This is a genomic window from Acidobacteriota bacterium (assembly GCA_016700075.1).
Lineage (GTDB): Bacteria > Acidobacteriota > Blastocatellia > Pyrinomonadales > Pyrinomonadaceae > OLB17.
On record CP065000.1, the window covers coordinates 2,269,954 to 2,283,383 of the forward strand.

General features: G+C 55.0%; 16 protein-coding genes. 1 reads left to right on the plus strand and 15 read right to left on the minus strand.

Annotation, left to right across the window (positions count from 1 at the left end; all coding sequences use genetic code 11):
- Positions 1-57: 57 nt before the first annotated feature.
- On the minus strand, positions 58-1,593 hold the full coding sequence (locus IPM50_10260; GenBank protein QQS32055.1) for a tetratricopeptide repeat protein: 1,536 nt from the start codon (positions 1,591-1,593) through the stop codon (positions 58-60).
- 34 nt (positions 1,594-1,627) lie between these two features.
- Positions 1,628-2,281 carry a hypothetical protein gene (locus IPM50_10265; protein ID QQS32056.1) on the minus strand — a complete coding sequence of 218 codons (654 nt, stop codon included), beginning with the start codon at positions 2,279-2,281 and terminating at the stop codon, positions 1,628-1,630.
- 324 nt (positions 2,282-2,605) lie between these two features.
- Here IPM50_10265 and IPM50_10270 point away from each other — a divergent pair, with 324 nt between their 5' ends.
- The gene (locus IPM50_10270; protein QQS32057.1) at positions 2,606-3,253 is read left to right on the plus strand and encodes a hypothetical protein; all 648 of its coding nucleotides are present in this window, start codon (positions 2,606-2,608) and stop codon (positions 3,251-3,253) included.
- A 110-nt stretch (positions 3,254-3,363) separates the two neighbouring features.
- Here IPM50_10270 and IPM50_10275 read toward each other — a convergent pair whose 3' ends face one another.
- The 13 genes from IPM50_10275 to IPM50_10335 form a co-directional block, all read right to left on the minus strand.
- Entirely contained in the window at positions 3,364-3,858 is a 495-nt protein-coding gene (locus IPM50_10275) for a DinB family protein (GenBank protein ID QQS32058.1), read from the minus strand.
- A 34-nt stretch (positions 3,859-3,892) separates the two neighbouring features.
- Positions 3,893-4,351: a PIN domain-containing protein gene (locus tag IPM50_10280; GenBank protein QQS32059.1), complete on the minus strand. Its 459-nt coding sequence runs from the start codon at positions 4,349-4,351 to the stop codon at positions 3,893-3,895.
- Complete coding sequence (locus IPM50_10285) at positions 4,348-4,566, minus strand: type II toxin-antitoxin system VapB family antitoxin (GenBank protein QQS32060.1); 219 nt, start codon at positions 4,564-4,566, stop codon at positions 4,348-4,350. The genes IPM50_10280 and IPM50_10285 overlap by 4 nt, the downstream gene beginning before the upstream one ends.
- Positions 4,567-4,601: 35 nt before the next feature.
- On the minus strand, positions 4,602-6,614 hold the full coding sequence (tkt, locus tag IPM50_10290) for a transketolase (protein QQS32061.1): 2,013 nt from the start codon (positions 6,612-6,614) through the stop codon (positions 4,602-4,604).
- An 80-nt stretch (positions 6,615-6,694) separates the two neighbouring features.
- The gene (locus IPM50_10295) at positions 6,695-7,132 is read right to left on the minus strand and encodes a PIN domain-containing protein (GenBank protein ID QQS32062.1); all 438 of its coding nucleotides are present in this window, start codon (positions 7,130-7,132) and stop codon (positions 6,695-6,697) included.
- Positions 7,129-7,377, minus strand: a complete 249-nt coding sequence (locus tag IPM50_10300) for a hypothetical protein (GenBank protein ID QQS32063.1) — start codon at positions 7,375-7,377, stop codon at positions 7,129-7,131. The genes IPM50_10295 and IPM50_10300 overlap by 4 nt, the downstream gene beginning before the upstream one ends.
- 34 nt (positions 7,378-7,411) lie before the next feature.
- Positions 7,412-8,755 carry a gluconokinase gene (locus IPM50_10305; protein QQS32064.1) on the minus strand — a complete coding sequence of 448 codons (1,344 nt, stop codon included), beginning with the start codon at positions 8,753-8,755 and terminating at the stop codon, positions 7,412-7,414.
- 9 nt (positions 8,756-8,764) lie between these two features.
- Positions 8,765-9,061 (minus strand): DUF962 domain-containing protein, encoded by a 297-nt coding sequence (locus IPM50_10310; GenBank protein QQS32065.1) that lies wholly within the window; start codon positions 9,059-9,061, stop codon positions 8,765-8,767.
- Positions 9,062-9,063: 2 nt separating this feature from the next.
- A complete protein-coding gene (locus IPM50_10315) occupies positions 9,064-9,225 on the minus strand; it encodes a hypothetical protein (GenBank protein ID QQS32066.1) in 162 nt (53 codons plus the stop codon).
- Complete coding sequence (locus tag IPM50_10320) at positions 9,222-9,692, minus strand: dihydrofolate reductase (GenBank protein QQS32067.1); 471 nt, start codon at positions 9,690-9,692, stop codon at positions 9,222-9,224. Before IPM50_10320 ends, IPM50_10315 begins: the two co-directional genes overlap by 4 nt.
- Positions 9,693-10,144: 452 nt before the next feature.
- The gene (locus tag IPM50_10325) at positions 10,145-10,531 is read right to left on the minus strand and encodes a GxxExxY protein (GenBank protein ID QQS32068.1); all 387 of its coding nucleotides are present in this window, start codon (positions 10,529-10,531) and stop codon (positions 10,145-10,147) included.
- Positions 10,532-10,538: 7 nt separating this feature from the next.
- Positions 10,539-11,240: a DUF2071 domain-containing protein gene (locus tag IPM50_10330; GenBank protein QQS32069.1), complete on the minus strand. Its 702-nt coding sequence runs from the start codon at positions 11,238-11,240 to the stop codon at positions 10,539-10,541.
- Positions 11,237-13,348 (minus strand): sigma 54-interacting transcriptional regulator, encoded by a 2,112-nt coding sequence (locus IPM50_10335; protein ID QQS32070.1) that lies wholly within the window; start codon positions 13,346-13,348, stop codon positions 11,237-11,239. The genes IPM50_10330 and IPM50_10335 overlap by 4 nt, the downstream gene beginning before the upstream one ends.
- Between the last annotated feature and the right edge of the window lie 82 nt (positions 13,349-13,430).

Below are 13,430 nucleotides of genomic sequence, written 5' to 3' on the forward strand. Positions count from 1 at the left end.
GACGATGATAGCAATATCACGGCAGCGATGTCAGCAAAAGGCGGGTGTCCTTGATGTCTAGTTCTTTTTCGCTGCGGAGAGTTCTCGCACCTTTGCCTCGTCAGCAGCAGCGAGGTCGTTGCGCCCGAGCTGGCGATAGGCCCTCGCGCGTTCCTGATAAGCCCTCATATTCGACTGCTGGAAACCGATGGCCTCGGTATATCGCCCGATCGCGTCGTTCAAAAGTTTTGTTTTTTGCTGCGGCAAATACAATGCCTCGGAAGCGGTATTGTTGCCGTACATAATAAAAGCGGCGGCGCAGATCTCGCGGATCGCAAGCACGGAGATCGCAGCTTTCATACGCGCCGACGAATCATTAGGCCGGGTCTTTTGAACGGCGTCCATCCATTTTATGCCTTTATCAAATCCGGACTTGCACGCCGAGGTGGCAAAGATCATCTCCACATTTGCCATTATCGTGCCTCCGCCGGAGCCTTCCTCGCCGCCGAGCTGTACGTTCGAAGCCTTCATATGGCGGATCGTCGCCTTATTGGACGCATCCAAAAGGTCCTTGTAGTCCTTATCGGAGTCGGCATACTTGCCGAGGGCGGCATACGCATCGCCCCTGAATTCAAGTGAATTCATAAAGACACTTATCATCAAGTGATCCTTGGGCTCAAGTTCCGCTCGCATCGGCAATAGCTGAAGCGTGCGCGTGGCGAGCGCGACCGTCAATACGTGATCTTTTGCCTTTGCGGCCGCTTCTGTCTGCTTATAGGCCTCGGAAAGGTCATCTATGGCGGCAGCAACTGCGGCAGGATCGGGCTTGACTGCCCTGACGGGTTTCGCCGGCGTCGGTTTAGGAGTCGGGTTAGCGCGAACCGGTGATTTCGCGACCGGTTTGGTTCTCGGCGCGGTCTTTGCGGCGGCAGATGAACTTGCGATCTGCTCGTTCATATAATTGAGGTAGATCTTTGCTGCCTCGTAATTAGGAAAAAGGCGGATCGCGGTTTCGGCATCTTTTTTCGCCGCGGCGTAACGCTTGGACGCGCCGTGCACCTTAGCCCGCGTGTAGAAAGCGAGAGCGTCTTTCGGATCGAGGCGAATGGCCGTATTGAGATCCGGCAAAGCCTTTGCCAGCTGATTCGACAGTTCGTAAACGATGCCTCGTTCGCGATGCGCACCGGCATGTCTGGGGTTGAGTTTTATCGCCTGCGTCAGATCTGCGATCGCCTGAGCAAGCGAAGGTTTGAAATCGACCAAGACAAGCCGGTTATAGACCATGCCGCGCAATGTCCAATAGTCAGCATCGTTCGGTTTTATCTCGATCGCCTTAGAAAGATCGCCGGCCGCTTGGCGGTAAAGGGCTTCGGTCGGGGCGATCTGAGCCTTGTTGTAAAGCGCGAGCCCGCGGTTGTAATACGCAGCAGAGCTATTCGGTTTGAGCCGCAGATACTCGGTGAAATTTGCTATCGCAGCATCGTTCTGGCCGGCGGTCAACTGCTCGCTGGCTCGGTTGAAAAGCTGGGTCGCCTGTTGATCGGCGGTTGCCGGTTGTGCTTGGAACGACATCACGCCCGCCGACAACAGAAATAATGCCGCCAGATATCTCATAAATGCTCTTCGGTATATGTGGCCTTGAGACGACCTAATTATCAACGTCCAATTCCCATTCGGTGCCCTTGATGCGGCCGTACAGCATCAAACGGCGTTCGCCTTTTTCATGCAGCGATCGTATCAGCCACGTGAGGCCGTCGGAGGTCTTTTTGACCCATTCGATGTCGCTGAAATGGTATTCGTCCTTCGGATCGCGGACGGTTCCTTTGCCGTAGGTCTTTGTCACCCAAGCCTTTTGATCGAATTCTGGTTTAAAATTGACCGTAATGCTGTAAACGAATGCGCCCGCAGGTATCTTGTTCATTATCAAACGTTTTACCTCGATCTCAAATTCACCGCCCTCGTCGTTCTTTCGTGCCGCGGTAGCCTCGGAGAGAAGCTCATCTCTGCCATCGACGGGGAAGCCGGCGACCTTTGCCGTAAATCCTCTGATGTTGCCTTTATCAAAAGGTATCTGAAGCGTCATTTCCTCAAAACGGTCGTCCTCGATATCCGCACGCGACAGATCGATCTGCTTTGCAAAATCGCGCAGAGGCATTCCGAGATAGACCTGGCCGAGCTCGGACGGGATCAGCTTTTTCTGTGCCGCATAGCTATACTTCGGGGCACGCTGTGCCGATGCCGCCGACGCCAAAACAATGATCGCAATACAAATCAGCGACGAGATCCGGATAAATGAACTCATAATTCTTCGATTTGAGATGTTACAAGAATAGCACAAAATGCCGCAACGGCATTTTTGACAGCCTGCGTTTGTGATGATGATATGTAGCTGTCGGTTGGACGAATCAGGTTCTTGTATTGCGAGTTCTGTTCAAAATACCCGTTCGCAGATCGAACTCTTGCGAACGGCGCCAATGGTTGAAACTGATCCGGGGACTGCGGCGTTCGCTCAGGAAGCTCCTTTGAATTTGTGGGTTTGCGCGATATCGTGGACAACGGTTTCCCGATAACGGTTCTCTTAGGACCGAAAGATCATGCAGTAAGACACGCCATTAGGAGCAACAGGATGAAGATCAACAGATGCGTAAACCGAGCGGTCAGGGCGGCAGCGATCGTTCTTGCCCTTGCCGTCGGGGCCGCTGCTCAGACAGACAATTTCAAGCCGACCGATATTTCTGACGCCGGAGTCGGCCTCGCCGCCGACTTTGCCGTTAAGGAACAAGCGGCAAAGAAGCAGCAGCGGATCGCTCTCGAACAGATCCTTGCAGCCGAGGACCATGAACCAATGCTCGGAGCACGGGATTTCCGCCTTTGCCTCGCGGTTAAAACGAATGGGAAACCATCGAATGTGCAAGCCATGGTCTCAATGGACCAGTACTCAAATCTAAAGCTGCTCAATTGGAAAAATTCGAATTGCGGCGGAAAGGCGGCAGGTGACGCTTTTAGGGTTATTAGCTCTGAAGACGTCGGGGCACGTTTTGCCGCTGATTTCGCCGTTAAGACACGAAGCACCGATAAGAATAATGAAATAGCTCTCGAACGGATCGTTAAAGCCGAGGACCGCGAACCGAAACTTGGTGAACGTATCTTCAGGCTCTGTATGGCCACCAAGGCGAACGGAAAAGCGGCGAGTGTCCGGGCCGTGGTCTCGATGGATCAATACTCGAACCTTAAGATCGAAAGCTGGCGAGAGATGGCTTGCGTCGGTAAGTGATTTAAGCCGCCTTTTCCACGGCGGCCGGAACGGCATTATCAGCTACATCGGCATCAACGTCGAGAAATGCATTGCGGCGGGCATCAAGTCCGCCCTGATCGCATATTGCTCTACTTCACACCTTTTTCGAGATCCCACACATTTTGCAGCCTCAGCAGCAGAACGATCTGGCCCGCGTGATAGGCGTTGTGGGCGTTGATGGTGGCGATGGTGTCTGCCCAAGATATCTGTATGTCGGAGGATACGTTCTCGGTGAATTTTCCCTCATCGGCCGTCTCGATCAGTTCTCGCCATTCCGTCATCACGGCATCGAAACGCTCAACGTCCTCGAGCCATTGCGCCGGATCGACATCACCGAAACTGAACGTCTCGTTGTTCGAGCCCGCGTCGTATTTATAGTCGATGCCTTTGAAACGCTGCAGATAAGCGTTGTTGTAATACGTGATGTGCGACAAGATCTCCCATATGCAATTCAGATCAACGTCATCCGGTTTCCACAACGCCTGCTCCACCGTCACACCGATCACCGCATTCCGCACCGCCACGAACCATCCGTTCGACGCGTAGCTGCGGTTGAATTGGTTGAAAAGTGTTGTTTTGAGCATAGACTATCTCATCTGTTTAGCCTTCTTACCTAGATCACAGTGGACGTCGATCAAGGCATTGGACGAAGTTTGCCGACGACATGCCTCGATCGAACTCTTCGTAAATACTGATCGGCAATATTCTTGCGTAATGATAAAGATCCTTATCAGTCGTGAGTATCGGCATTTTTCGCTCTGAGGCGACTGCGCAGATCAGGAAGTCTGTATTCGAGCCTTGGATACCATTGGCTCGACAAAGGTTATAGAAACGCGATGCTTCCTCGTAATCATCCGAACGGAGGACAATATCTGGAAACGCTCTCAGACCATTACGTAATGAAACGAACTGATCTTGCGATCTAACCCCTGACAATATTTCTTGTCGGATCGGGCCGATCAAAGCTGCTCGGCCGTCGGTTACCAGATCTTTTAGCAGAAGAGCGGCCGGATGTTCGATCTCGTTCGATCGGCGAAAGGCAAGCGACCAGACCGAGGTATCAACGAGAACGTTCATGCCCTTCGCCGTTGCTCCTTGTAATCGTAATCATTGTCGAAATCGATCTTTCCAAACAGACGTTCGGTCTTGGCTTGCTTACGCCGTTGAATGTACTCTTCCAAGGCCTCGGTGACCGTGGCCTTTTTGGTGCGATGGCCGCCAGCCTTTCGAGCTCGTTCGAGCAATTTATCGTCTAGTGCCAGGTTTGTGGCCGTGTGTAAAAGTTTACACAACCTATTGTGTAACTGGAAGAAAAAATGCTGTTAGACTAGTCCAATGTTTTTGCCATCGCGACCACATTTTCCGCCGTGAAACCGTAATCCCGGAATACGTCCTCGGCAGGAGCCGATGTGCCGAATTTATCGACGGCGAGGATCGCGCCGCGGTCGCCGACGTATTTGTGCCAGCCCTGCGAGACGCCGGCTTCGACGGCGAGGCGTGCGGTAATTTTCGGCGGCAGGACCTCGTCGCGGTATTTCTGCGGCTGATTGTCAAAGAATTCCCAGCTCGGCATCGAGACGACCCGCGTCGGCATGCCTTCGGCATTGAGTTTTTCGCGTGCTTCGAGTGCGAGGCCGACCTCGCTGCCGGTCGCGATTATGATGAGTTTGGGTGTCGCCGCTTTGCCGGCTTTTGTCTCGGCTTCGGCGAGGATGTACGCGCCTTTGTGGAGGCCTTTTGCGTCGGCGTATTTTTTGCGGTCGATCAAGGCGACCTTTTGCCGCGACAGCGCGAACGCCGTCGGTGCGCCTGTGCGTTTTAGTGCTGCACGCCACGCTTCGCGGACCTCGTGGGCGTCGCACGGGCGAATGACGGCGAGTTTCGGTATCGCACGCATCGCAGCGATGTGCTCGACGGATTGGTGCGTCGGGCCGTCCTCGCCGAGCCCGATGGAATCGTGCGTGAAAACGTAAATTACCTGTATGTGCGACAGCGCAGCCAGCCTTATCGCGGGCCGCATATAATCCGAGAACGTCTGGAACGTCCCGCCGAACGGCACGAGCCCACCGTACAATGCGATGCCGTTCATCACGGAGCCCATCGCGTGTTCGCGAATGCCGAAATGGATGTTGCGGTTCCCGTAGCGGCCTGCCTGAATATCGGCGGACGATCTGATGAACGTATTATTCGAAGGCGTCAGATCCGCCGAACCGCCTATCAGATTCGGCACGGCATCGGCGATGGCGTTGATCACGTCGCCGCTGTAGGCACGTGTGGCCTTTGCATCGACGCCGTCAAATTTCGGCAGAGCTGCCTCCCAGCCGTCGGGCAGTCCGTCGATCATCGTGCGCAAGGCGGCACCGAGTTCCGGATGCGTCTTTTCGTATTTCGCTACAAGCTTGTCCCAGTCGCGGCTGAGTTTTGCGCCGTTCTTCACTGCCTGACGCATGTGTGCGAAAACCTCTTTCGGCACGTAAAAATGCTTGTTTTCGGGCCAGCCGAGATTGCGTTTGGTTTCTTTCACGGCCTCTTCGCCGGGTGCGTCAGAGTGTGCTTTTGACGTGCCCTGTTTCGGCATTCCGAATCCGATGATCGTGTGCACGCGGATCAGCGACGGCTTGTCTTTCACTTTCTGTGCGGCCTTGATCGCCGCTTCGATGGCCTTAAGGTCATTGCCGTCAGCGACATCCAATACATGCCAGCCGCACGATTCGAAACGCTTCGTCACGTCCTCAGAGAACGCCAGATCCGTCGAGCCGTCGATGGTAATTCGATTGTCGTCGTAGAGGTAAATTAGATTGCCGAGTTTCAGATGACCGGCTAAGCTTGCGGCCTCGTAACTGACGCCTTCCATCAGATCGCCGTCCGAGCAGATGCAGTAAATATAGTCGTCGATGACCTTAAAGCCCGGCTTGTTAAAACGCGCCGCCAGATGCTTGCCCGCCAGTCCCATTCCGACGCCGTTCGCAAAGCCCTGCCCCAGCGGCCCCGTCGTCACCTCGACGCCCGGCGTCAGGATGTTCTCAGGATGCCCCGCCGTTTTCGATCCCAACTGCCGAAAACGTTTGATCTCGTCCATCGGCAGGTCGTAGCCCGTCAGATGCAGCAGCGAATAAAGCAGCATCGAGCCGTGTCCGCCGCTCAACAAAAAGCGGTCGCGGCCGAACCATTTTGGGCGTTTCGGATCGTGCCGCAAAAATTTGGTCCACAGCACATGCGCCGCCGGCGCCATGCCGAGCGGCAGTCCCGGATGGCCCGAGTTCGCCTTTTGAATGGCGTCGAGCGACAACGTGCGAATGGTGTTGATACAGAGCTGGTCGAGATCGGATCGTGAAATCATCGTCTTGTTTGGTTCGAACGGAAACTTTATTCAGGTCGGTAAGCTACATTCTGCCAGTCATCGCCGCGAAGAGCAAAATGTCACCCGCCGATCGGATCAATGATCGAAATATCATCCGAAAAACGACGAAAGTCACGATCTGAGGTTGCAACGATCGCTTTGTGTTCAATTGAACTCGCGGCGATATGGGCATCGGTGACGAGGTCGCCTGTTATGTTGTATTTTTTGAGCAGGCCCGAAAGAATCGACCAGTGTCTAGGCCCAGCCGAAAGTACGACGACGCTTGGATGCTGAACTAGATCGTCGAGCCGCGATCGTGCAAAATCCATCGAGAATGGGTCATCAAATATTCGAGCATTTGTGCCGAGTCGCAGGAAGGCAGTCGCTACCGGCCATATAAGTCCGATCGTCGCCCCATTCCCAGACAGGGTTTTTTCAAGCCAATCCGCCGCTTTTTTGTGCTGAGGGAAATTGGCCATGTACGCATATAGAAGGATATTTGCGTCGAGGATTATCACCGGTGCGAGTCTCCTTCCGCGATGGAGATGAGTCTGCTTATGCTGTCATAGTTTATGCCGGATTTGGGCCTAGCTTTTTTATCTGCTCTTACCTTGAATGGCACTTTGACCATTTCCCCTTCTGCTTCTAAGCCTTTTCTGATCACGTCGTTGATTATGTGTTTGAAAGTTGCATCGGGATTCTTCTTTTGCAGGCGTTTGATCCCCAGCACGACCTCATCATCTAATGTTAATGTGGTTCTCATAATAAAGACATCATAGCATCAAAATTAGTAGGCATCAAGACATCATCAAATTGCCCGCGAATGTTGCTGAGCCTCGCAGTGATGATCCGTCGGTATCATTTATCGCAATATCACGCCCAATGGCATCGGCGACGATCTGCTGCCACGCGGGCGACTGCCGAAGCGCGCCGCCCGCCGCGACGATGGTTTTGATGTCGGTAACGGCTTCGAGGCGTGTCATTATGTCGGCCAGGCGAAATGCGACGCCCTCCATCGCGGCCCGCAGCACGTCGATGCCGTCGTGTTCGGCGGTCATGCCGATAATGGCACCGCGGGCGTCTTCGTCATAGCCGGTCGAGCGTTCGCCGAAAAAGAACGGAATTACAACAAGGTTGTCGTCGGGTTCGCGGGCAGTAACGAGGGCGTCGCAATTCTTCGGCAATCGAAATCGTTCGCGTATGAGAGCGTGCAGATTGCCGCCGTCAGACAACGCACCGCCGACGATAAAGCGTTTGCTGTCAATGCGATAGCACCACAGGCCCTGCGGAATCTCCGCGGGAACGTCGCCCTCGAAAGCAACGCGCATCGCGGCCGACGTGCCGATCATCAGGCTCGCCGTGTGGGGCGAGACGCCGCAGGAACCGAGATGATCCGCAGCTCCGTCGCCGATCGCGGGAAGCCATTTTGCGTGTGCCAAAACGGGCCAGCGGCGTGCATACTTTCTGCTCAACGTGAACGCCTCGCCATCGGCGGCGATGCGCGGCAGCGTTGCCCGTTTTACTTTCAGATAACGAAGCAGTTCGCCGTCCCAAGTCGCATTTCGCTGGTCGAAAACACCTGTCGCAGATGCCATCGAGATGCTCGTAACGCACTCGCCAAAAAGACGTTCGGCGATGAGGTCGCTGAAAGAGCACCAACGCGACGTCCGCCGCCATGCGTCCACGTGACGCTCGCGAAACCACAGCAATCTCGCCGGCCAAAAGCTGGAATGGAAATGAGCGCCCGTTCGGCGGTGCGTCTCCGCTTCGTCAAATCGCACTTTCAGCCGCGGCGTGAATTCGCGGCTGCGGCGGTCTGCCCACGTCAAAAGCGTCGTCGTCGCCTTTCCTAGCTCATCGACGCCGAGGATGCCGTGCCAGAACGCACACCAGCCGACCGAGTCTATTTCAATGCCGCGATCCGACGCGGCCGCCGCGACGCGGTCGATGAGCCAGATAAATTCAGCAAAATGTTTCTCGGCGTCAAAGAATGATCCGCCGTCCGGCGAGGCTTCGGGAGTGCGGGACGTTTTTGCAGCCAGCCGCGGGATCGGCAGCATGTCGGCATCAAAGATCTCGGCACGCATCCCCGACGTGCCGATATCGATACCTAAAATACAGGGAGCTTTTGCGGCTGGCATCGACGACCGTTAACCGAGCACCTTTTTGAACCACCAACGCAGGCCGACGAACAGAAAGCGGTAATCTTTCATGAATTCCGGCGGCTTGCCTTCGAAATAGTGGCCGATGAACTGCAGTATCCAGCCGACGACGAACAGCCCGACGGCGACCATCCACAGATCGCTCACAAAAAAGCAAACAGGTATCAGCAGTATCGAAACGGCGATCATCGGTATGCCGAATTTGTGCGTCAGTTTGTTCATCGGGTGCTGATGGCTTTCGGAATATTCCGCGATCCAATCGTCCCAGCTTCTTCCACCCATCATCTCTAGTTCCTCCTCGCGGCCAGCCAAGCGGCCGCCGCTGCTAAACCGAATGAAATTCCGGGAAAGACGCCGTCGGTCAGGTGCTGCAAAACAACGAAAACGATCACACCGACAGCGACGCCAAATATCAACTTTCTCCAGAATGATACACCGAGTTTTATCACCGCTGAAATATCTTCACGCGTAAACCGTCGCCTAGTTCCCTCTTCTCGGTCTCATTGAAGCCATCTAGAAAATCACGCGGCATGAACGTGTCGGCGTCCTCGATGGTTTCGGGTATCTCGGTGACGATCCACCGGTCGATTACGTCGGCGAATTCGGCGTATGTCGCGGCACCGCCGATGATAAAGACGTCGCGGTTCAGATATTTCGCCAGCTCGATGACCTCTTCTATCGAACGCAGCCGCATCACCTGCGGCGGCGTCTCGACGCGGCCGGAACGCGACAGCACAACGTTAAAACGCCCCGGCAGCGGCCGCCCGATCGATTCCCACGTCCGCGAGCCCATCACGACAGCTCCACCCATCGTCGTCTCTTTGAAAAACTTCAGGTCAGCACTGTAATGCCACGGCAGTTTGCCGCCGCGGCCGATGGCGAAATTCTTAGAAATTGCAACGATGCCGATGATCATAATTCTGTTTATATAGATCTTAATTCGATCACGTTTGGAAACCTACCCAATCAATACTGTACGGGAAACGCCCGCGGAGTCATTCAATTATCAAGAGCAGACGCTCGGTCTCCCGCCAAGCCGCGAAGCCGCAAAGGCACCGCAACGAAAACCGCAGATGTTCATCTAAAGTGACGTGCTTATTCGCGTCTTTTGCGGAAATACTTTGCTGCTTTGCGGGAAACGCCGGCGGAGTCATTCAATTATCAAGAGCAGACGCTCGGTCTCCCGCCAAGCCGCGAAGCCGCAAAGGCACCGCAACGAAAACCGCAGATGTTCATCTAAAGTGACGTGATTCTTCGCGTCTTTGCGGAAATACTTTGCTGCTTTGCGGGAAACGCCCGCGGAGTCATTCAAATATCAAGAGCAGACGCTCGGTCTCCCGCCAACCAACTGCCTGCGAAGCCAAGTGTTCACGGTTCCTCGAGTCCGTTCACTACACGCTTGATGCCATGTTTGATAAGTTCGGTATTGAAGTTTATCAGCAGGCCGAGCTTCATTTCCATCGCAATAAGATAGGTGCGAAGTTGTTTTGCGTGAACCGGAGCCAGAGCTTCAACAGACTTTATCTCGATCACAACTTTGTTGTTAACAACGAGATCGGCACGGAAACCGATGGGCATTCGGATCTCTTCATAGACGGACGGAACACCACGCTGACGATCGACCTTGAGACCCAACTTCTCAAGTTCATACTGCATGACCCGTTCGTAAACGGATTCAAGAAGCCCCGGGCCGATCCTGACGTGTACGTTGTACGCGGTATCAACTATCTGCCTGGCTATTTCGTTTTCGTGCATTAGTACATCAAGTGTCGAGTTTCGAACCTTTATAAACTGCGATCTCGGAGCCTTTCGCCAGGACGACAGAATACGGTTCGGCGTTCGTCAGGAAAGCGAATTCTTCGCCGTACGTGCAGCCGAGATCGACGTTGATCTGCGGGTTCTGCACTTCGTAAAGTTCCCATTTCGGATGTTCGACCTTGTATTCGTCGGTACCCTTTTTGCGTTTCGTGTAGCCCCAATAATGCTCGATGATGAATTCCTCGTGCGAGCCTTCGTCAGGCACGCCGAGGTTTCTGCCGCTGTCAACCATCACTGAATTTCGGCAGCCGCCGCGTTCCCAAGCGTAGCCGACGCGAAGCGCATCGCGCGTGTGCGACATCTGCCAGCATTCGTACGGCTCGCCGTAAAGCGTGCGGGCGACGGCGGCGATGGCCATTCGCGGAACTATTTCCTTGATAAAAACGACACCGCGGCGAACCTCTTCATCAGTCTCGCGGCGGACGTAGAAACGCAGGTTCACTTCTTCGAAGTTGATATGAAACGGAACGAGAAAACCGGCAACACGCGTGTCGAGAAACATAAAACCGACGAGGCTGACGAAGCATTTTCCGTCAAATAGGTCGAGCTCCGTTCCCGCCGGAACGCGGTCCGCGAGCAGCGACGGATCGACCTCATAATTCGCCATCACAAGGTCGCGCCACTGTGCTGTGAGAAATTTTTTCATTTTTCGGGTTCGAATTCTTCGAGTTTGCGGTAAAGCGTCTTGCGGCCGATGCCGAGCAGTTTTGCGGCGTTCGTTTTGTCGCCGTCGGTCAGAGCGAGCGTTGCCTCGATGACCTGTTTTTCGATCTCCTCGATAGGAGCGGGCAATTCGATATCCATCAGCAATTTGCCGCCGTCCCCGCCGATCAGCCTTCGTCCGCGGCGTGCGGGGCTCGGCGTGAATCCCGCGGAACGCTGTACGGCGTCGGGCAGGTCATAAAGTTCAATTTGCCGCCCCGATGCGATAATGATCGCTCTTTCGATCGCGTTCTCCAGCTCGCGGACGTTGCCCGGCCAATCGTAATTGAGCATCGCGTCCATCGCATCTTTCGAAATGCCGGAAACGAAGCGGCCCGTCTTTTCCTTATATTGCTCCAAAAAGTGAACGACCAGCAGATGAACGTCCTCGCGGCGGTCGCGGAGCGGAGGCAGCGAGATAGGAAAGACCGACAGGCGATAGTAGAGGTCCTTGCGGAAAGTGCCGTTTTCGATGGCCTCTTCCAGGTCCTTGTTCGTCGCCGCAATGACCCGAACATTTACCTTGATGACATCTTTGCCGCCAAGCCGCGTTACCTCGCCGTCCTGCAGTACGCGCAGCAGGCGAACCTGAGCCTGGGGCGACATCTCGGCGATCTCGTCCAGAAAAAGCGTCCCGCCGTTCGCCTCTTCAAAACGCCCGATGCGGCGGTCGCGGGCGTCGGTGAACGCTCCTTTCTCGTGGCCGAAAAGCTCCGATTCGAGCAGGGTTTCGGGAATGGCACCGCAGTTTATCTTGATGAAAGGGGCTCGTTCGCGGCCGGAGTTGCGTTGGATCAGATTGGCTATCAGTTCCTTGCCGGTGCCCGATTCGCCTGTGATCAGAACGGTCGAATCCGTTCCCGCGACATTGAGTGCCATCTCTATCGCCCGGCGCATCTCGTGAGCCTGCCCGACTATCTCGGTCTGCTGACGCTGCGAAAGTTCGCTGCGGAGCCGCATCACCTCGGTCGAAAGCTGGTCTCGGTCGAGCGCCGTGCCTATCTGATCGGCGATGCCTTCGATCAGTGCGATGTCGTGTTCTTCGAACGCGCTCCGCGTGCTCCACACAAAGCCGAGCAGGCCGAACGTTTTGCCGGCCACGTTGACCGGCGTAACGAGCGCCGCTTTGCCGCGGAGCTGTGTGTTGAAAAAGACCCGTATCGCAAAAGGAAGCTGCGAATCGACGAGCTGCAGGGTCTTGCCGTCGCGGATCAGTTCGCCGATGGCGGCAAAAGTATCTACGTCGAGCGATTTGTTGTATTGCTCGATCATCTTCAGCATCTTGCCCAATCGGATGCCTTCGGCCGATTTGAAGCCCGCCAGCGATATGCGCTTTCCCGTCGGGTCGAGCACGCCAAGCGCACCGTAATCTGCTCCGACCAGGTTGATCGCGCGTTCGAGCACGCCGTCCGAAACCTCGCCGAAGTCCGAATGCGAATTGAGCATGTTCGCGATCTCGAGCAGTGCATTCGTCCGGCGCGTCTCCTTGCCCTGAGCGACGTAAAGCGTCGTGTACTGGTAACCGATGGCGAGCTGGCGGGCGATCGATTCGAGAAATTCGACCTCTTCGTCGAGCCATACACGAGCCTTTTTCGTGTCGTGCAGGCCTATCAGGCCGAGCACGCGGCCGCTGAGATGGATCGGTATGATCAGAAGCGAACGCGTATCCAGTGCACGTGCGAAAAACTTGAGTGTTTCGTCCTTGAACTTTGACGTGTCGTTGATGCGAATGGGTTTTGAGATGTCGAGCATCTCCGATAGCCTTTCCCGGTCGAACGGGATGGTCGTTCCCTGGCTTTTCGGAACGCTTCGATCCTTTCGCCATTCGTGGCTGATGATGAGGTCGGTGCCTTCGCGCATCTGCAGCAGGTCGCAGCGGTCGGCGTCCAGCATTCGGCCGAGTTCCGAAACGACGGCATTCAGAAATCGTTCAAGGTCGATGTCCGTCGGAAGGTCGCGTGCGAGGCGGTCGATGATGGCGTCGCGCGCCTGCTGCATCGTGACTCGCCGTTCGGGCGAAAGCTCACGTTCAGTTGTGTCGGCATGCGTCATTTCCGACTAAAATGTGTAATTTTGACACCAAAATGTCAAGTTGACACACTTCTGCTCCATGCAGCGTTCAAACGCAGTTTTC

What these genes read in the sequence shown, in the direction of transcription:
- IPM50_10260 (QQS32055.1), bottom strand. Translation starts at nt 1,593, where the DNA reads ATGAGATATCTGGCGGCATTATTTCTGTTGTCGGCGGGCGTGATGTCG.
- IPM50_10305 (QQS32064.1), bottom strand. Translation starts at nt 8,755, where the DNA reads ATGCCAGCCGCAAAAGCTCCCTGTATTTTAGGTATCGATATCGGCACG.
- IPM50_10280 (QQS32059.1), bottom strand. Translation starts at nt 4,351, where the DNA reads ATGAACGTTCTCGTTGATACCTCGGTCTGGTCGCTTGCCTTTCGCCGA.
- IPM50_10330 (QQS32069.1), bottom strand. Translation starts at nt 11,240, where the DNA reads ATGAAAAAATTTCTCACAGCACAGTGGCGCGACCTTGTGATGGCGAAT.
- tkt (QQS32061.1), bottom strand. Translation starts at nt 6,614, where the DNA reads ATGATTTCACGATCCGATCTCGACCAGCTCTGTATCAACACCATTCGC.
- IPM50_10300 (QQS32063.1), bottom strand. Translation starts at nt 7,377, where the DNA reads ATGAGAACCACATTAACATTAGATGATGAGGTCGTGCTGGGGATCAAA.
- IPM50_10270 (QQS32057.1), top strand. Translation starts at nt 2,606, where the DNA reads ATGAAGATCAACAGATGCGTAAACCGAGCGGTCAGGGCGGCAGCGATC.
- IPM50_10320 (QQS32067.1), bottom strand. Translation starts at nt 9,692, where the DNA reads ATGATCATCGGCATCGTTGCAATTTCTAAGAATTTCGCCATCGGCCGC.
- IPM50_10275 (QQS32058.1), bottom strand. Translation starts at nt 3,858, where the DNA reads ATGCTCAAAACAACACTTTTCAACCAATTCAACCGCAGCTACGCGTCG.
- IPM50_10325 (QQS32068.1), bottom strand. Translation starts at nt 10,531, where the DNA reads ATGCACGAAAACGAAATAGCCAGGCAGATAGTTGATACCGCGTACAAC.
- IPM50_10265 (QQS32056.1), bottom strand. Translation starts at nt 2,281, where the DNA reads ATGAGTTCATTTATCCGGATCTCGTCGCTGATTTGTATTGCGATCATT.
- IPM50_10310 (QQS32065.1), bottom strand. Translation starts at nt 9,061, where the DNA reads ATGATGGGTGGAAGAAGCTGGGACGATTGGATCGCGGAATATTCCGAA.
- IPM50_10335 (QQS32070.1), bottom strand. Translation starts at nt 13,348, where the DNA reads ATGACGCATGCCGACACAACTGAACGTGAGCTTTCGCCCGAACGGCGA.